A 17,004-nucleotide genomic window follows, 5' to 3' on the forward strand; every position below is an offset into this window, starting at 1 on the left:
GCGCTCCGAGCGGGCCTGGAGGCTACTTCCTGGCGATCGCCGCGGGCTCGGGGCGAATGCCGGCGAGCTTCTCGGCTTCGGGGAAGAGCGTCAGGGCCTTCTTCAGCTGCTCGTCCCCTTCGATCGAGATCCGGTAGCCCGCCTCGGGCCCGTGGACGGCGCCGACGATCTCCTCGACCAGGGCGCGATCGACCGAGGGCTGGTCCTTCTCGTCGGCGAACGCCGTACGGGAAGGGGTTTCCGGCGCGTTCGGCCGGCCGTCGGCGAAGGCGAAGAAGTCCTCCCGGATTGCGTCGGTCACCTTGAAGTCCCTGGGGATCTCGGTGTTCCTGGAGCGGTACTGGACCGCCCATTCGAAGAATACGCCCCGGGCGTAGAGGGTCGCCATCCAGCGCGAGAGCTTCCCGGCTTTCACGACGACGTCGGGATTGATGCCGCCACCGCCGTAAACGGCGCGTCCTCCCGCGGTCCGGAAGACCTCCCGCGACCCGGGCTCGGCCGGAACGTCGCCCTCGGCCTCCTCCTCGTCGGCGGGAGCGACGTACTCGATGAACTCCTTGTAGTCGCGCTGGATGCAGCGTCCCGACGGCGTGTAGTACTTGGCCGTGGTCAGGGCGAGGCCCGCGCCGTCGGAGAGGGTGTAGACCGACTGGACGAGACCTTTCCCCCAGCTCGTCTGGCCGGCCACGATGCCGCGGTCCTGGTCCTGGACGGCTCCGGCGACGATCTCGGCGGCCGAGGCCGAGCCCTTGTTGATCAGCACGACGACCGGGATCCGCGCCTTCGTGTTCCGGCCGGGCGCCGCGAAGACCTGTTCCGAGTTGGCCTGGCGTCCGCGGGTCATGACGACCTTCTCTCCCTTCCGGAGGAAGAAGTCGGAGACGGCGATGGCCTGGTCGAGGAGGCCGCCCGGGTTCGCCCGCAGGTCGAAGACGAGCTTCTTCATCCCCTGCTTCTCGAGCTTCGCCCATGCTTCCGCGAGCTCGGGGGCGGAGGTGTGCGTGAAGTCCTTCAGGCGGATGTAGCCGACTTCCGGCTCGATCATGAAGGCGAAGGAGACCGAGTTCGTCGGGATCTCCGCGCGCGTCACGGTCATCTGGAGGGGCTCGCCGAGGCCGGGCCTGACGATGGTGATCTTCACCGTCGTCCCCTTCGGGCCCTTGAGCTTCTTGACGACGGCGTCGATCGGGAGGTCGTCGATCGGCTCGCCCTCGACGAGGTCGATGATGTCGCCCGCGCGGATCCCGAGGCGCTGGGCGGGGGAGCCTTCGACGGGCGTGATGACCGTGACCCTGCCGTTGCGCTTGGAGATGATGATCCCGAGACCGTAGAACGACCCGCGCTGCTTCTCCTGCATCACTCCGTACTCCTCGGGCTCGAGGAAGTTCGAGTGCGGGTCGAGGGAGTCGAGCATCCCCGAGATGGAGGAGTAGACGAGCTTCTCGGTGCCGAGGTCGTCGGCGTACCAGGCCCTCGCCGTGGCGAGAAGGTCGGAGTACTCCTTCATCATCGGGTTCGTCGCGTCGGAGACGGCGAGGAGGCGCGGTCCGAGAGTGCTGCCGAGGAGCGTCGTGGCAGCGAGGATCAGCGGCGCGGCGAGCAGCTTCAGGGCGCGGGAACGGGGCAGAATCGGCGTCACGGAGGCCTCCATCGTGAACGGTAGCACGCGGCGTGCCGTCCACGGGAGAGGTCGCGGGTCCGCCGGGTTCGGCCTTGACTCCGGGGGGTGCGCAGCGGACGATTCCGCCGCCATGGGCAACCTCGGAATGCCGGAGCTGATCTTCATCTTCGCTCTGGCCCTGCTGATCTTCGGACCGAAGAAGCTCCCGGAGCTGGGCAAGCAGCTCGGGAAGGGGCTCGGCGAGTTCAAGAGGGCCTCGACCGACCTCAAGCGATCGATCGAGGAGGAGGTGGAGAAGGCGGCCCGCGACGAGGCCCAGAAGCCCGTTCCCGCCCCCGATTCCGGTCCGCTGGCCGTCCCGGCCGGGGGGACCGTCGCGAGCCCTGCCGCCGAGGAGCGCGGCGACTCGGTCCGGCCCGCGTGACGGAGACTCCCGCCGACGACCTGACGCGGATGACGTTCCTCGAGCACCTCGAGGAGCTCCGCAAACGGCTCTTCTACTCGGCCATCGCCATCGCAGCGGGCTTTTTTCTCGCCTGGTGGAAGGCCGCGGACCTCTTCCGGATCGCGCAGAAACCGATCCTCGAAGTCCTCCCGGCCGGGACGAAGCTCGCCTATACCAACCTGACCGAGCCTTTCATGCTCTACCTGAACATCGCGCTGATCGCCGGGATCTTCCTGGCGAGCCCCGTGATCCTGCTTCAGGTGTGGCTTTTCGTCGCGCCCGGGCTCTATCGTCACGAGAAGAAGTGGGTCTTCCCGTTCGTCTTCTCGACGGCCGTCTTCTTCTGCGCGGGCGGGTGGTTCGGGTACGAGATCGCGTTTCCCATGGTGGCGAAGTTCCTCGTCACGATGGGCGCCGATTTCACCCCGGTGCTGAAGATCGACGACTACCTCGCCATCCTGTCGAAGATCCTCCTCGGGATGGGTCTCGTCTTCCAGACGCCGCTCGCCATCGTCTTCTTCGTGAGGATCGGCGTCGTGACGGAGAAGTGGCTTCTTCAGAAGTTCCGCTACGCCGTCCTCGTCATCTTCGTCATCGCGGCGCTCATCACGCCGACGCCCGACATCCCGACGCAGTGCGCGTTCGCCCTGCCGATGATCGCGCTCTACCTGCTCGGGATCGGACTCGCCTGGCTCTTCCGCAAGCGCGGGAAGACGACAGCCGCCTGAGGCGAACCCGGGGGCGCGTCTAGCCGCGTGATCCCGGGAACTGGACGACCGAGCCGTCGGACGACGGCTGGGCCGGCCGCACTTCCTGCGGCTTGTCGGCCCGGGCGCCGCGGCGGATCTCGAGGATCAGGTCGCAGAGCTCGCGTACGGCGCCGCCGCCGCCCGGCTTCGTCAGGTGCAGCGCGGCCGCATCCTTGACGATCGAGACCGCGTCCGACGGACACGCACCGATGCCGGCGCGCCGCATCATCCCGAGGTCGGGGAGGTCGTCGCCCACCGCGACGGCCTCGTACGACTCGAACCCCCAGCGGCCGACGAGCCTGTCGAACGCGGCCGCCTTGTCGAGCTCGCCCTGCAGGATGCACTCGTCGGGGATCTTCAGGTCGCGGCAGCGCTGGGCGACGACCTTCGAGGCGCGGCTCGAGATGATCCCGATCCGATAGCCGAGGTCGCGCAGGAGGACGAGCCCGAGCCCGTCCTTCACGTCGAACGACTTCAGCTCCCGGCCTTCCTCGTCGAACGTGAGAGACCCGTCGGTGAGCACACCGTCCACGTCGAGGACGAGGGCACGGATGCGAAGGAGCTTCGTCCGGAGGTCGTCGGGAACGATCGGAGCTGCCGGCATGACCGCGGATTATCCGCCAGTGGGGCGCATCGTCATATCGACTCGACGCCCCAGAGGTCGTGGAGGTGGACGATTCCCTTCGGACGCCCGTCCTCACCGACGATGAAGAGCGACGTGATCTTGCGCTCCTCCATCAGCCGGAGCGCCTCCGTGGCGAAGGCGCCGGAGGCGATCGTCTTCGGGGCCCGGTTCATCGCCCCGGCCGCGTCGGTCCCCCAGGCTCCTTCTCCCTCCCGCTCGAGGAGGCGGCGAAGGTCCCCGTCCGAGACGACTCCGGCGAGGCGTCCGTCGCCGTCCACGACGCCCGTGATCCCGAGCCGCTTCTTCGACATTTCGTAGACGACGTCCTTCATCGGGGCCCCGAGCGCAACGAGAGGCAGGTCGCCCCCCGAGTGCATCAGGTCGGCCACCTTCAGGAAGCGCTTCCCCAGCTTGCCTCCCGGGTGGAGGGCCGCGAAGTCCTCCGGCCGGAAGCCCTTCTCGACCGACAGGGCCATGGCGAGGGCGTCTCCCATCGCGAGCTGCGCGGCCGTGGAGGCCGTCGGGGCGAGGTTCAGGGGACAGGCCTCCTCGTGGATGGCCGCCTCGACGACGGCGTCGGCCTCCAGGCCGAGCGTCGAGCCACGCCGTCCCGTCAGGGCGACGAGCCTGGCGCCGCGGCGCCGCACGTGGGGGAGCAGGGCGACGATCTCGGCGCTCTCCCCGGAGTGAGAGAGGGCGAGGACGACGTCCCCCGCGAGGATCATCCCGAGGTCGCCGTGGATCGCCTCCGAGGGGTGGAGGAAGAAGGAAGGCGTCCCCGTCGAGGCGAGCGTCGCGGCGATCTTCTGCCCCACGATCCCGCTCTTGCCGATGCCGGTCACGACGACGCGGCCCGTCGTCCCGTGCATCAGGGCGACGGCCGTGTCGAACCCGTCGTCGAGGCCGGATGCGAGGGAGCGGATCGCCGCGGCCTCGATCTCGAGGACGCGGCGGGCTTCGCGGCGTGCGGAGGTGGTCACCCGCCGATATTACTTGCCGGCGGGGCGGCCGCGCGTGAGGGGCGTCTGCGCGGCGGTCGCGGGGTCGAAGAGAACGAGCCGCCCGGTCTCAGCTTCGGCAAAGAGGCGCGTGACGGGCGAACCGGGCGGCGGCGCGGCGATGGCCAGGGAGTGGCTCTCGACGGCGCGGAGCGGTCCGGCCTCGCGGGTCTCGCCGGTGTTCAGGTCGACGAGAAGGCACCGGGGCCGGGCGTTGCGAACCCACGCGGGGATCGAGACGGGAAGGACGCCCGGTGCGACCTCGAAGCCGACGTCCCACATTCCCGATCTGGCGGGGAGGCGCACCTCGCGCACGAGAGCACCGTCGGGAGAGATCAGGGAGAGGTGCCCGCCCGCGGCTGACGGCGACAGGACCCAGGCCCGCCCGTCTGCCAGCGGGCCGCCCCGGGGGGCGCTTCCGGACCGGGCATCCGGTTCTCCGAACGACGCCAGAACGGAACCCGAGGACAGGTCGAGGAGGTGGAGCCGGTATCGGTCTTCCGACCTGCGGACGAAGGCCCTCCAGCGCCCTGCCGATCCGAAAACGCGCTGGATCCGGGGGCTCGGAGTCACGGCCATCGCTGCCGGGGCCACCTTCCGCGAGGGGACGTCGAGCAGGAAGAGGGCCGGCACCGGAGGGAGCGGAGGGACGGCCTGCCGCTCAATCGCCTCGGCCGGTCGGCGGATGATCGGCTCGATCCGGACGACGTCGGCGGTTTCGAACGCGACCCGGGTGAACCAGAGCTCGATTCCGGGGACTTTCACCGAGGCGAGGAGTCTCCCACTCTCGAGGTCGGTCACCTCGCAGACGCCGTCGATCGAGAGCGAGGCGAGCCGGCGTCCGTCGGCCGAGAGAGCGAGCTCGAACTCCATCGAGCCGGTCGGGTATTCCGAGGAGTCGCCTGTCGAGAGGTCGAGGACCGTGCGGCGCGGGCCCTTGTCGAACGGAGAAGAGGAGCCGATCCACGTCGCCCGCGACCCGTCGCCGGAGACGACGTGGCCGAACGAGACCGGAAGCAGGAGGCTCCGCCCCGTTCGGAGGTCGACGAGGTATCGGGCCATTCGATAGTCGTCCCTCACCTTCGGCGTGCCCTCCAGCAGGACCCAGTCGCCGTTCGACCCCGCCGGGCTCGTCACCGCCGTGACGAAGGACCGGAAGCCCGGGTCGACCCTTCTCTCGACCCAGACGGAAAGCGCGAGCACGGCGGCTCCGAGAGCTCCCCAGAGGACCAAGGACTGGGCGCCGTGGCCTCGCCTCGCGTCCGTGCGGCCCGCCGCCACCTGCGCGAACGTCGCCGCGATGAGCGTCGCGAGGAAGACACCGGCGCCGACGAGGGCGTTCGTCGGGCTCGGGACCTGTCCGTAGAGCAGGAGCCGCCTGCCGAGAGCGTAGAGGATGGCGGGGAACGCGGCGAGGAGGACGAAATCGACGGCAAGCCAGGGCGAACGCGACCGGAGCGCGACGGAGCCGACCCAGGAGAGGAGAAACAGCGGGACGACGAGCAGGTGGAGCGCCGCGACGACCCTGAGGTCGAGGAGACCTTCCCAGAGGCCCCTGGGACCGAGCTTCAGCGCGAGAGCGGGCAGGACGACGACCGCTTGGGCGAGGAGGACGAGCGCGAGGCCGCCCACCAGTTTCCCGCCCCAGATGACGGCCGACGGAAGAGGCCGGGCGAAGTGGAAGGAGAGGCGTTTCTCGCCGAGCTCGCGGCCGACGACCGAGGCCCCGACGAGGAGAGCTCCCCCGAGGCCGAACGCGCAGGAGATCATGAGGGCCGAGATACCGGTTGCCGAGGAGCCGTCGCCCGGCACGCCGGGGAGAAGCGGCACGAGGAGCGGAATCAGCGAGGCTCCCGCGGCGGCGAGGAGGACGAAGCGCCGTTCCACGATCTCCCGGATGGCGACTGCGGCGAAGCGCCTCATCGGGCGGCTCCCTTCTCCTCACCGGCCACGGCGAGGAAGACCTCTTCGAGGGAGAGGGGCGAGGCCTCGGCGTCCGTGATGCCGTCCTGCGCGGCGAAGCGCTCGAAGCGATCGTCGGAGTACCCGTTAACGACCGCCTCGATTCCCCAGCCCCGCACTTTCGCGCGGAGGGGTTCCATCTCGTCCAGCTCGTTGCCGAACTCCGTCCGGCCCTCGGTGACCTCGCTCCGGTAGCGGACGGAGCGGAAGCGCGACTTGAGGCTCTCCGTCTCCTCGCAGAGGAGGAGGCGACCGTCATTCAGGATGCCGACGCGGTCGGCGATCCGCTCGACGCCCGCGAGGTCGTGCGTCGTGAGGAACACGGTCGTCCCCCGGTCGGCCAGCTCGGTCACGATCTCGTCGAAGAAAGCGTGCCGGGCAACCGGGTCGAGGCCGAGCGTCGGGTCGTCGAGAAGGAGGAGCTCTGGGGAGGCCGCGAGGGCCAGGGAGAGCTGCGTGAGCCCCTTCTGCCCCTTGGAGAGCCGGCCGAAGGCGGTCGACGGCGGCACGCCGAATCGCGAGAGGCGGGCGACGTAGCCCGGCGCGTCCCAGGACGGGTAGAGGCGCGCGCAGAACGAGCCGAGCTGCCGCGGCGTCATCTCGCGCGGGGCGTCGGGCTCCTCCGGGACGACGCCGACCCGCTCCATGAGCTTCGTGCGATTCCGCCACGGGTCCTCGCCGAGGAGCTCCAGCCGTCCGGATTCGGGCTTCTGCCAGCCGAGGAGGCAGCGGACGAGCGAGGACTTCCCGGCGCCGTTGCGCCCGAGGAGGGCGAAGACGGAGCCCTTCGGGACGTCGAACGAGACCGCGTCGACGGCGGTCGTGCGTCCGTAGCGGACGGTGAGCCGGTCGACGCACGCGGCTCGGGTCTGGTCAGCGGCGACCGTCACTTCTTCTCTCCTTCCTTCGTGGGGGCGAGGCGCGAGAAGGCGGAGTCGAGGGCGTGGGCCGCCTCGTCGCGCGAGGCGCCGACCGTGACCGCGGTCGACGCGTAGCGAAGCGCACCCTCGACCAGCGCACGGCCCCGCTCGGCCTTCGGCAGCGTCGGGATGCCTTCGGCGACGAACGTTCCCTCGCCGCGCTTCACGACGAGGAGGCCGGCGTCGACGAGGCGCTGGTACGCACGGACGACGGTCGCCGGGTTCACCTGCAGGTCCCGGGCGAGGTCGCGGACCGAGGGGACCGGCGCGCCCGGTTTCAACGCGCCGGACGCGACGAGACGCCGCATCCCTTCCTCGATCTGCTTCCAGATGGGGACGGCGTCGCGCGGGTCGACGTGGAGGCCGCGGGAAATCACGGGGGGCTCCCGGCGCTTCGGTGTATCACAACACCGATACAGTAGGACCGGGTTTCGAGGTTGTCAAGGGACGAGGGGAAGAATGTCGTGCCGGGTTCGGACCGGGCCGTGCGGCGAGGCAGAATCGCACCATGCCGCGCCCGACTCGCCTTCTCCTCACGCTTCGCCGGGGGCTGGCCGCCCATGGTGACCCGGAGCGCGCCCGCGGCGCGCAGGCCTACATGAAGTCGGCGATGCCCTTCCACGGCGTCGGGGCGGTTCCGCTCCGCGCGATCTGTCGTGGCGCCTTCGCCGTGCTCGACCTCCGGGATGCCGGGGCGTTCCGCCGAGAGGTCCTCGGGGTCTTCCGGGGGGCGGAGTTCCGCGAGGAGGTGTATTCCGCGGTGGAGCTGGCCCGGTGGAAGGCCTTCGCGAGGTTTCGCAATCTCGACGCCCTCCCCGTCTGGGAGGAAATGGTCGTCGCGGGGGCCTGGTGGGACGTCGTCGACCCGGTCGCCGCTCACCTCCTCGGCGAGCTGCTGCGAAGGGAGCCGCGCGCGCTGCGCCGGGCAATTCTCGCCTGGGCGCGGTCCGGCGACCTCTGGAAGAGGCGTGCGGCGATCCTCTGCCAGCTCGGCTTCAAGGAGAAGACGGAACTCGATCTGCTCTACGCCGCAATCGAGCCATCGCTCGCATCGAAGGAGTTCTTTCTTCGCAAGGCGATCGGCTGGGCGCTCCGGCAATACGCGCGGACGGACCCGGTCGAGGTGCGCCGGTACGTGGCGGCGAACGCCGACCGCCTCTCCGGCCTCTCCCGGCGGGAGGCGACGAAGCACCTGGGTTGAGCGGCGGCGGGGCGAGAGCGCAGTCCACTCCCAGGGCCGCCGGCCGCTCGCGAGCCGGAGACCGCGCCTGATAACCTCCGACATCTTCCTCTTTCGCCTTCTTCCGGCCGCGGCCCTCGCCGCGACGCTTGCCGCGCTTCCGGCTGACGCCGAGCTGCGCTGGACGAGCGTCCGCGTCGACGCGGACCTCGAGGCCGACGGGACGGTCGTCCTGACGGAGAAGCACGTCCTCGTCGCGTCGGAGAGCTCCTTCGTCGCGACGCGCCGGCTCGACGCGCGGCAGCCGGCCTTCCCCGAACTCCTCGAGGTCGTCCTCCTCGACCCGGCCGGCGGCGAGAGGAAGCTCGAGGCAGGGACCCTCTGGGAGCAGGATCGCTACACCCTTGACGGGACGACGCTCTCCTGGGCTCTTCGTTTCTCGAACGCGCCGCCGTGGGAGGCGCCGACGACGCTGACCTACCGGATTCGCTGGAAGGCCTGGGGGGCGATGACGCCCGTCTGGGCGCCACGGCCCCATGCTCGGCCGATGCCTGCGAGCTCGCTCGGGGAGCGCCTCTCGGAGCGGTGGCACGAGACGCGCGAGGCGCTGAAGCGCGCGGGCCCGAATCCCCTTCACCGATACGTCCTCGACCTGAACGTCGCCGCCCCCGGCCGGGAGGGGCCGATCGAGACGCTCGACTACGGCCTCGTCGGACACAACTCCTGGAGCTTCGCCGGGAACTTCATGTTCGTCACGCTCGAGAGGGCGCTGGCGCCCGGCGAGGGAGTCGACCTCTCGTTCCTCTTCGATCGGAAAGTCGAGGAGCGGCCCGCTGGCGTCGATCACCTCTTCCCGGCGGCGCTCTTCGGGCTCGCGCTCCTGCCGATCGCGGCGGGGCTGTACCTCCTCGGCAGGAATTTCCTCGCGTGGCGCCGCCAACGCCGGCGAAAGGCCCCCGCGCCGGGGCCCCTTCCGGAAAGGCCCGAGGCGCTCTCGCCCGAGGTGTTCGGGTCGCTCTTCGGCGCGCGCGCGCCGCTCGCCCCGTCAGCCGGCGAGGTCTGGCGCCGCCTCCGCGACGCGAAGGGCGTCGTCGTCGACCGGCAGGAGCCGCCGAACCTCGTCCTGCGCGCCGACCCGTCCGATCTCCGGCCGCCGGAGGCCGCTCTCGTCGGCCTCCTCTTCGGCGACCGTGGTTCCCTGCCTCTCGACCAGGCCCGGGAGACGGCCGCGAGGCTCGGCCGGAGGATCGACGGAGCGGTCGAAGCGGCGTTCCACGGCGAGGCCCTGGTCTGGGTCGGGGAAACCGAGCGTTTCGACGCGGCTCACCCGGAACGGGCTCGCGACGTCGCAGAGGCGACCCCTGTCGCCTTCGTCGTGGGCCTCGTCCCGCTCGCGTTCGCCGACGCCACTCTCGGGGTGAAGGTGGCTGGTGTCGTGGCGTTGCTCGCCGTGGCCGCGGCGATCTTCTTCGCCGCGCGAAAGGCCCGGGATGCGGGCTTCGGGGCCCTCTCGACCCTCGTCCCGGCATCGGCGTCGCTTCCTCTCGCGGCCGCGCTCCTCGCCTTCTCCTGGCTCGATCCCGAGCCGCGGCCCGACGCTTTCCGCGCGCTCTTCCTGTCGGCTGCGGCCATCCTCGTCGTCCGAACCGGTTTCGTCGGTGCCCGGCCCGGGACGAAGCGAAAGCCGTCGCCCCTCCGGACCTGGGCCCTCGAGCAGAAGGAAGCCTTGGCCGAGCGGCTCCTCCGTGGCGGCGGCGAGGTGGAGCCGGCCGAGGCGCCCTGGTTCAGGGCCGCCGGGCTGGAGGTCGCGCTCTCGGAGCCCGGCGTCCCGGAGGACGACATGGAGGACGTGCTGGGCGTTCCGTCGGACGAGGCCGGCTGAAGCCAGGCGCCCGCGGGCGGGGAGGCGGCCGCCCGCGCGTCCCTCGTGACGACGCGGGCGCCGAGGCGTTCCGGCCTGTCGGGGGCCGTTCGGGAGAACCCGGAAGAAAAAGAGCCCCGGCCCGAAGGCCGGGGCGAACGAGAACGCGGAGACCGGGTCCCCGCGGGGCTGGCGCTAGAAGCGGAGGCCGACGGAGAAGCGGAAGGTGCGGGGGTTCTGGTACGCCGCGGGCCCGACCGGCTGGCCGAACGTCGAGGAGTAGTTCCAGTTCGCGCCGGAGCCGCGCGGGCCCTGTGTCGGCGCCGTGGTGAAAGGATTGAACGCGGCGTAGGAGGCGCTGTTGTTCTGCCGGGTCTCGATCGTCGTGGTGATGTTCGCCGTGTTGCCGGCGATCGCCTGCTGGTTGAAGACGTTCGTGACCTGGGGGGCCACGAAGACTTCCAGCGAGCCGACGGGCCGGAAGCTCAGGTTGAGGGAGAGGTCGGTCCTCCAGACGTCGTCGGTCCGGAAGGCGTCGCGCGCGCTGAAGTAGTAGGTGGCGGTCGACGGCGGTGCGAGGTATCCCGGGTTCGTGACGTACGGCCGGGTGTCCACCGCACCGACGGCGCCGTACGGCAGGCCGGTGTCGTAGTTCTGCAGGACGCTGACCGAGGACTGCATCCAGTCGATGCCGAGAGGAAGGTCGTAGATGGCCCAGAGCCGGACCTTGTGGCGCTGGTCGGCGGCGAGGTCGCCCACGGGACGGGACCACGAGGCGTCCCTGTACTCGGGATAGAACGGGGCGACGCTCTGGAGCGAGCCGCTCGCGGCGTTCTCGCCGTCGAACGTGCCGCGCAGGCGCGACCAGGTCCAGTTCCCCTGGAGCTGGAGGCCGTCGACGGGGCGGAAGCTCGCGCTGAGCGTGAAGCCCCAGTACTCCCGCTCCTCCTCGCTCGTGTTGACGATGAGCTGCTTGTCGAAGGTGCGGGTGACGCCGGCGAGGGAGCCCGAGACCGTACCGGTGCCCAGGTCGACCCGGTTGGCGTAGAAGTCGTTCCAGGTGCGGTAGACGACGTCGCCGCGAACGAGGCCCCGCGTGCCGAGCCGTTTCGTCAGGCCCACGGAGAACTCGTCGGTGTTCGGGGAGGAGAGCCCGCCTTCGATGTTCGGGTTGATGCCGGGGATGGAGGGGGTGCCGCGGATCCGGCTGCTCGTCCCGCCGTTGGCCTGGAACCAGGCGAAGACCTGACGGATGACGTCCTCGGTCGACACGAGGGTCGTGGCGTTCGGGTCGAGGTTGAACGTCGGTCCGCGGTAGTCGAAGTCGACCGTCGCGGGCTGACCGCCGAGAGAGGAGGCATCGCCCTGGGAGTTGTTGATCCCGGCGACGTACCGGGCGTAGGAGGCGTTGACGAGCATGTCGCCGTCGGCCTTGACGTCCCAGGTCATCCCGAGGCGCGGGCTGATCGCGTCACCGCTGACGGTCTTCCGGCCGGCGCCGTCCTGCCCGTCGTTCTTGTCCCAGCGGACGCCGACGTTGAAGCTCAGGCTGCGGTTGAGCGTCCAGTTGTCGTTCAGGAAGACCGACCAGGTCTTGAAGGAGTTGCCCTGGGTGCCCTGGAGGATCGGGGTCCAGCGGATGAACGAGAGCGAGTTCCCGGCCGCCGTCGTGTTCACGACCGGGTAGACGACGCCGTTGCGCACGAGGACGTCCGTCGTGTAGATGCGGTAGTCGCTGCCCGACTGGTGGTTGTTCGAGAAGCGCTGGTCGTCGTACATCTCGCCGCCGAGGACGATGTTGTGCGAGCCGAGCCCCTTCGTGGAGAGGAAGTAGGTGCCCTTGAGGAGGGCCTGGTTCGCGTCGCGCTTCTCGTCGTCGCAGACGCCGCAGAAGGTGGGCGACCACCAGCGGCGGCCGTTCGCGTTGTTCACCATCAGGGTTCCGAAGATGAGGTCCGTGTAGGTCGACCCGGACCCGACGAAGCTGAACTGCCGCTGCGAGTACTGGCCCTCCAGGAAGATGTTGTCGGAGAGCGTGCCGGAGTAGTTGAAGGAGAACAGCTTCTGCGGCAGCTCGCGGTCGTAGAGGCTCTCGAGGTCGTAGATCGTGCCGAACGAGCTGTTCGTCTCGACCCGGTCGATCTGCTGGTAGTTCCCGAGAATGGTGTGCCTGCCGCCGAGAGAGGCGGTGAGCTTGGCCTCGTACCGCTTCTCGTCGGGGTTGAAGATGTACGCGGCGCTGACGGGCGTCGCCGTGTTGCGGCTCGCCTCGGTCTCGAGAGCCCGGCCGGCGAGGAAGAACCAGAGGACGTCCTTGAAGATCGGGCCGCCGACCGTCGCCTCATAGGTCGGGTTGATCTTGTCGACCTTCACCTCGGTGTTCTGGCCGGTGGTGGGCGAGACGTAGTCGGTCTTCTTCGTCCACTTGTCGTTGTCGAACGTCGTCCGGAACGATCCGCTGAAGACGTTCCCGCCCGACTTCGTGATGACGTTGACGACGCCGCCGGTGAATCGGCCGTACTCGGCGCTGATGCCCGAGGTCGAGACCGTCTGCTCCTGGATGGCGTCCTCGATGAAGAGGTTGTAGGGCGTGTTGCGGATGTTGTCCTGGACGGCGACGCCGTTCACGAGGTAGAGGTTCTCGAACGACATCGCGCCGCCGATGACGGTATTGCCGCTCGGCCCCGTGTTGGACGTCCCCGGAGCGAGGGCGACCGCCGACGCGATGTTCCGGGCCGTCGGGAGCTTGCCGAGCTGCTCGGAGGTCACGGTCGTCGCGTTCTGCTGCGTCTGCGAGATCGTCTCCCGCTGCGCGACGACGGCCACCTCCGCGGCGACGGAGGCGAGCCCCATCGTGATCTGGACGGGGGTGGTCTGGGCGGCCGAGAGCTTCACCTGGCGGGTGACGGTCTGGAAGCCGCTCATCGTGAAGGTGGTGGTGTAGTCGCCCGCGGGAAGCTGGGGGAGGACGAAGTCGCCGTTGATGGACGTGACGGCGGTCCGGGATCCCATCAGCGACGGGGACTTGACGGTGACGGTCACACCGGGAAGCCCCTGCCCCTCGTTGAGGACGCGTCCCGTCAGGGTGCCCGTCGGGTTCCCCTGCGCGAAGGCAACCCCCGCGACGAGGATCGCGACGACCAGGACCGCTGTGAATCGAAGAAGCTTCATACGTCTTTCTCCTCAAGCCTGACCTGTACCTGTGTTTCCCTGACGTTCACTTCCACCGCCGATGTCTGCGCGACGGAAATCCGTAACGCAACCCGGGATTCCGTATGGGGATTCGCCCTGAGGTTTCCTTCCCAAGTGCTTCGGCCCGCATTCACAGGCCCTCGCGATCATTTGATTGTTGGGTTTCCCGGGTTCGAAGATTCTCGCTGCAAACGGGCTGCCAGATGACACGGAACCTCCAGGCTCGCGGGGCCAGGGAGCGCTCGAAGGCGCTTCGCCGACTGTTCGGTCCCATGATCGCCGTCATCTCCGTCGACCGTGAGACGTGATCTCCTCATGCGGCGATGAAAGCGTCCCTGAGAGCCCTCCCGGTCGTCCTTGCGGTCCTCGTGCTCGCCGCGCACTTCTTCCGGGCGCGTCAGATGCCGCTCGTCGTCCTCTCGTTGGCGCTGCCGCTTCTTCTCCTGGTACGGGAGCGGTGGAGCGCGAGGGCCGTCCAGGCAGGTCTCGTCCTCGGCGCGCTCGAATGGGTGAGGACACTCGCCTTCTTCGCCGGCCAGAGAGTGGAGGCGGGGCGGCCGTGGGGGAGGCTCGCGGTCATTCTCGGCGTCGTGGCCGTCCTGACGGCGCTCGCGGCGCTGGCTGTGAGCGTCCCGCCCGCGAAAGCGGCGTCCGGCGGGGAGGGGGAGCCCGTCCGATGACCTCCGCCGAGCGCCGGGTCGCCCGGGAGTGGAGGACCCTCCAGGCCATGATCCGGATCGCCTGCCGGGATCTTCACGGGGGTGCCGACGAGCTGTGCGCGGAGTGCGAGGAGCTGCGCCTCTACGCCGAGCGGCGCCTCGCCAGGTGCCCGTTTGCCGAGGAGAAGCCGACGTGCGTGAAGTGCCCCGTCCACTGCTACGAAGAGGGGATGCGGGAGCGGGTGCGGCAGGTGATGCGCTACGCCGGCCCGCGGATGCTCTTCCGCCACCCGGTCCTCGCCCTGCTCCACCTGCGCGACGAGCGGCTCCCCCTCTCCGAGAAGGCGCAGAAAGTGGCCGAGCGGCTGAAGCGACCGGCCGGGGAGGGCTGACGCCCCGCGTGGGGCCCGGGGCCGCTCCGACCGTCTAGGGATTCGGTGCCGGCTCGAGCGGCGGGGGGGGCGCGATCGCCCCTTCGGCGACGACGATTTCCAGCCGCCGGTTTGCCGTGCGCCCTTCGGCGGTCGCGTTCGAGGCGACGGGGCGGTCCGCGCCGTAGCCCTCGAAAGCGATCCTCTCGCCCGCGACACCCTGCTCCCGGAGGAGGTCGGCGACGGTGCGCGCCCGCTCGTCGGCGAGCTTTCGGGCGGCCTGGACGTTCTTCGTCGGCTCGGAGTGCCCCTCGACGCGCACGTTCTTCTCCGGGACCATCAGGAGAATCCCGGCGAGCGTCCCGATCGCCGTGCGGCCTGCCGCCGTCAGGGCCGATCGGCCGGCCTCGAACGAAGCCCCGGGGATGACGACGACGAGGCCGCGGGGCGTCTCCTCCGTCGTGGCGACCTTTCCGAGCGCGTCAGCGAGCCGGCCCGCGAGGACCTCGCGCTCCCGTCCGAGCTCCTCCTGCCGGCCCGCGAGGGCGAGCCTCTCCGCCTCGAGCTGTGCCGTCGCGGCGGCGAGCGCGGCGTTGGCCAGGCGCGTCCGCTCCTGGTCGCGGAGGGCCTGCTGGCGAAGGTCCTCGACCTCGGCGAGCGTCGCTTCGGCCTGCCGTCGTCTTTCGGCCTCGTCGGCAGAGCGGTCGCGTTCCGCGGCTTCCTTTGCCTTCCGTTCCGCCTCGAGCCGCGCCGCCTCCTCGGCGGCGCGGCGCTTCTCGGCCTCGCGAAGCGCCTCCGACGCGTAGAAGGCCGCCCGGCGCGCCTCCTCGGCCGGCGCCTTCGCGCCCTCGCGGACCCAGGACGCTTCCGCTCGGCCGAGCGCCGCGCGGGCATCGGGAAGCGCGCGCAGCTCGCGATCACCTTTCGCAGCTTCGGCGAGGGCGACGAGCGTGCGCGCCTTCACGAGCTCGACGGGCTCGGGCTGCGTCCACTCGAGGGTGGCGATCGTCGCGTTCCGGGGCTTCGCGCTTCCGGAAAGGCCTGCGTGAGTGAACGGCTCGCTGCGCGCTTTCCGTGGATCCGGGGCCCCGCCGGTGAAGAGGACGACGTCGGACGGGAGGGCGAGCCCGGGAACGGTCTCGGCCGTGACGAGGAGCCCGAACGCCTTCCGTGCGGATGTGAGCGTCGTCTCGCCTTTCGCCTCCACGACGCCGAGCTCGCCGAGGCTCTCGACGGTCCCGTCCCTGGCCACCGCCCACGCGACGTACGTCGTCACGTTGCCGCCGAAGAGGATCGCGGGCTTCATCTTCCGCCACGCGAACACCACGCGCGTCCGGTCGCCGTCGGGGCGGACCTCGGCCTCGAGAGTCGCCCCCGCGGGGGCCCGGACGGTCGCGACGAAGGGGATGTCGACCGCCGACTTTCCGTCGAACACGACCTCGTTCAGCCGCACCTCGGCCGCGCGCGCGACCGGAGGAAGACCGAGTGCGAGGGCGGCGAGGAGCACGGCCGGCCGGGCGGCCCGCGGTGCCATGCTCATCCCTCCGTCTCGCGGCGCAAGGCGTCGAACTTCAGGAGGTCCGAGAGGAACTTCGGGAGCTCGGCCAGCGGGAGCTGCGTCGCGCGGTCGGACTTGGCGTTCGCCGGGTCGTCGTGCACTTCGAGGAAGTAGCCGTCGACGCCGACCGAGGCGGCGGCCCGGGCGAGTGCCGGAGCGTACTGGCGGGCCCCGCCGGTCTCCTTCCCGAGGCCACCGGGGAGCTGGAGCGAGTGGGTGGCGTCGTAGATGACCGGCGCGCCGAGGGATCGCATCATCGGCAGGCCGCGGAAGTCGACGACGAGGTTGTGGTAGCCGAACGTCGTCCCGCGTTCGGTCAGGAGGACGTTCGAGTTCCCGGCGCCGCGGCACTTGGCGACGATCTGCGCGCAGTCGTCGGGGGCGAGGAACTGCCCCTTCTTCACGTTGACGGCACGGCCCGTCCTGGCCGCGGCAACGATCAGGTCGGTCTGCCGGCAGAGGAAGGCGGGGACCTGGAGGACGTCGGCGACCTCGGCGGCCACCTCGCACTGCTCGACCTCGTGGATGTCGGTGAGGATCGGCAGGTCGAGCTTCTCTTTCACGGTCGAGAGGATGTCGAGCCCCTTCTCGATGCCGGGGCCGCGGAACGCATCGCCCGCCGAGCGGTTCGCCTTGTCGAACGACGCCTTGAAGACGAGGCGGTCGGCGACGCCGAGCTCTTCGAAGACGGCCTTGACCGCCTTCGCCATCTTCAGGGTGTGGGCGCGCGATTCGATGACGCAGGGCCCCGCGAAGAAGACGGGGCGGCAGCGGTCGCCGGCGGAGAGGTAGGGGGTGATCGATGCGTGGACGGCCATCCTGCCGATCGTAGCCTTTCGGGCCGGTGCCGGCGATGCTCCGGG

Annotated in this window: 15 protein-coding genes; 6 read left to right on the plus strand and 9 right to left on the minus strand. The window is 70.2% G+C overall.

The window, feature by feature from the left end:
* Positions 1 to 22 precede the first annotated feature (22 nt).
* A complete protein-coding gene (locus IPN03_13460; GenBank protein ID MBK9374694.1) occupies positions 23 to 1,639 on the minus strand; it encodes a S41 family peptidase in 1,617 nt (538 codons plus the stop codon).
* Positions 1,640 to 1,751: 112 nt separating this feature from the next.
* Between IPN03_13460 and tatA the strand changes: the two genes are divergently transcribed.
* A complete protein-coding gene (gene tatA, locus IPN03_13465) occupies positions 1,752 to 2,045 on the plus strand; it encodes a twin-arginine translocase TatA/TatE family subunit (protein MBK9374695.1) in 294 nt (97 codons plus the stop codon).
* Positions 2,042 to 2,794 (plus strand): twin-arginine translocase subunit TatC, encoded by a 753-nt coding sequence (gene tatC / locus IPN03_13470; GenBank protein ID MBK9374696.1) that lies wholly within the window; start codon positions 2,042 to 2,044, stop codon positions 2,792 to 2,794. The genes tatA and tatC overlap by 4 nt, the downstream gene beginning before the upstream one ends.
* A 19-nt stretch (positions 2,795 to 2,813) precedes the next feature.
* Here tatC and IPN03_13475 read toward each other — a convergent pair whose 3' ends face one another.
* The 5 genes from IPN03_13475 to IPN03_13495 all read right to left on the minus strand — a co-directional run bounded on the left by IPN03_13475 (position 2,814) and on the right by IPN03_13495 (position 7,697).
* Complete coding sequence (locus IPN03_13475; GenBank protein ID MBK9374697.1) at positions 2,814 to 3,419, minus strand: HAD hydrolase family protein; 606 nt, start codon at positions 3,417 to 3,419, stop codon at positions 2,814 to 2,816.
* Positions 3,420 to 3,451: 32 nt separating this feature from the next.
* Positions 3,452 to 4,309, minus strand: a complete 858-nt coding sequence (locus tag IPN03_13480; protein ID MBK9374698.1) for a KpsF/GutQ family sugar-phosphate isomerase — start codon at positions 4,307 to 4,309, stop codon at positions 3,452 to 3,454.
* A gap of 120 nt (positions 4,310 to 4,429) precedes the next feature.
* Entirely contained in the window at positions 4,430 to 6,361 is a 1,932-nt protein-coding gene (locus tag IPN03_13485) for a hypothetical protein (protein ID MBK9374699.1), read from the minus strand.
* Positions 6,358 to 7,290, minus strand: a complete 933-nt coding sequence (locus tag IPN03_13490) for an ABC transporter ATP-binding protein (GenBank protein ID MBK9374700.1) — start codon at positions 7,288 to 7,290, stop codon at positions 6,358 to 6,360. The genes IPN03_13485 and IPN03_13490 overlap by 4 nt, the downstream gene beginning before the upstream one ends.
* Positions 7,287 to 7,697, minus strand: coding sequence for a GntR family transcriptional regulator (locus IPN03_13495; GenBank protein ID MBK9374701.1), 411 nt, complete (start codon positions 7,695 to 7,697; stop codon positions 7,287 to 7,289). The genes IPN03_13490 and IPN03_13495 overlap by 4 nt, the downstream gene beginning before the upstream one ends.
* 131 nt (positions 7,698 to 7,828) lie before the next feature.
* On the opposite strand from IPN03_13495, the gene IPN03_13500 reads away from it, so the two are divergent.
* On the plus strand, positions 7,829 to 8,521 hold the full coding sequence (locus tag IPN03_13500) for a DNA alkylation repair protein (protein MBK9374702.1): 693 nt from the start codon (positions 7,829 to 7,831) through the stop codon (positions 8,519 to 8,521).
* Between the two features lie 526 nt (positions 8,522 to 9,047).
* Complete coding sequence (locus tag IPN03_13505) at positions 9,048 to 10,382, plus strand: hypothetical protein (GenBank protein MBK9374703.1); 1,335 nt, start codon at positions 9,048 to 9,050, stop codon at positions 10,380 to 10,382.
* Between the two features lie 174 nt (positions 10,383 to 10,556).
* On the opposite strand, the gene IPN03_13510 is transcribed toward IPN03_13505, so the two are convergent.
* Positions 10,557 to 13,532 (minus strand): TonB-dependent receptor, encoded by a 2,976-nt coding sequence (locus tag IPN03_13510; protein MBK9374704.1) that lies wholly within the window; start codon positions 13,530 to 13,532, stop codon positions 10,557 to 10,559.
* Between the two features lie 344 nt (positions 13,533 to 13,876).
* Here IPN03_13510 and IPN03_13515 point away from each other — a divergent pair, with 344 nt between their 5' ends.
* Positions 13,877 to 14,233: a hypothetical protein gene (locus tag IPN03_13515; GenBank protein MBK9374705.1), complete on the plus strand. Its 357-nt coding sequence runs from the start codon at positions 13,877 to 13,879 to the stop codon at positions 14,231 to 14,233.
* Positions 14,230 to 14,604, plus strand: a complete 375-nt coding sequence (locus IPN03_13520; protein ID MBK9374706.1) for a nitrous oxide-stimulated promoter family protein — start codon at positions 14,230 to 14,232, stop codon at positions 14,602 to 14,604. The genes IPN03_13515 and IPN03_13520 overlap by 4 nt, the downstream gene beginning before the upstream one ends.
* 34 nt (positions 14,605 to 14,638) lie before the next feature.
* On the opposite strand, the gene IPN03_13525 is transcribed toward IPN03_13520, so the two are convergent.
* Together IPN03_13525 and kdsA are read right to left on the minus strand one after the other, a co-directional pair.
* On the minus strand, positions 14,639 to 16,117 hold the full coding sequence (locus IPN03_13525; protein MBK9374707.1) for an OmpA family protein: 1,479 nt from the start codon (positions 16,115 to 16,117) through the stop codon (positions 14,639 to 14,641).
* A 2-nt stretch (positions 16,118 to 16,119) separates the two neighbouring features.
* Positions 16,120 to 16,959: a 3-deoxy-8-phosphooctulonate synthase gene (kdsA, locus tag IPN03_13530; protein MBK9374708.1), complete on the minus strand. Its 840-nt coding sequence runs from the start codon at positions 16,957 to 16,959 to the stop codon at positions 16,120 to 16,122.
* Positions 16,960 to 17,004: the final 45 nt, after the last annotated feature.

Source organism: Holophagales bacterium (assembly GCA_016719485.1).
GTDB lineage: Bacteria > Acidobacteriota > Thermoanaerobaculia > UBA5066 > UBA5066 > UBA5066.

Excerpts from the sequence above, each read along its gene's own strand:
- tatA (MBK9374695.1), top strand. The coding sequence starts at position 1,752 with ATGGGCAACCTCGGAATGCCGGAGCTGATCTTCATCTTCGCTCTGGCC.
- kdsA (MBK9374708.1), bottom strand. The coding sequence starts at position 16,959 with ATGGCCGTCCACGCATCGATCACCCCCTACCTCTCCGCCGGCGACCGC.
- IPN03_13525 (MBK9374707.1), bottom strand. The coding sequence starts at position 16,117 with ATGGCACCGCGGGCCGCCCGGCCGGCCGTGCTCCTCGCCGCCCTCGCA.
- IPN03_13510 (MBK9374704.1), bottom strand. The coding sequence starts at position 13,532 with ATGAAGCTTCTTCGATTCACAGCGGTCCTGGTCGTCGCGATCCTCGTC.
- IPN03_13520 (MBK9374706.1), top strand. The coding sequence starts at position 14,230 with ATGACCTCCGCCGAGCGCCGGGTCGCCCGGGAGTGGAGGACCCTCCAG.
- IPN03_13480 (MBK9374698.1), bottom strand. The coding sequence starts at position 4,309 with ATGCACGGGACGACGGGCCGCGTCGTCGTGACCGGCATCGGCAAGAGC.
- IPN03_13500 (MBK9374702.1), top strand. The coding sequence starts at position 7,829 with ATGCCGCGCCCGACTCGCCTTCTCCTCACGCTTCGCCGGGGGCTGGCC.
- IPN03_13515 (MBK9374705.1), top strand. The coding sequence starts at position 13,877 with ATGAAAGCGTCCCTGAGAGCCCTCCCGGTCGTCCTTGCGGTCCTCGTG.
- IPN03_13475 (MBK9374697.1), bottom strand. The coding sequence starts at position 3,419 with ATGCCGGCAGCTCCGATCGTTCCCGACGACCTCCGGACGAAGCTCCTT.
- IPN03_13505 (MBK9374703.1), top strand. The coding sequence starts at position 9,048 with ATGCCTGCGAGCTCGCTCGGGGAGCGCCTCTCGGAGCGGTGGCACGAG.
- IPN03_13485 (MBK9374699.1), bottom strand. The coding sequence starts at position 6,361 with ATGAGGCGCTTCGCCGCAGTCGCCATCCGGGAGATCGTGGAACGGCGC.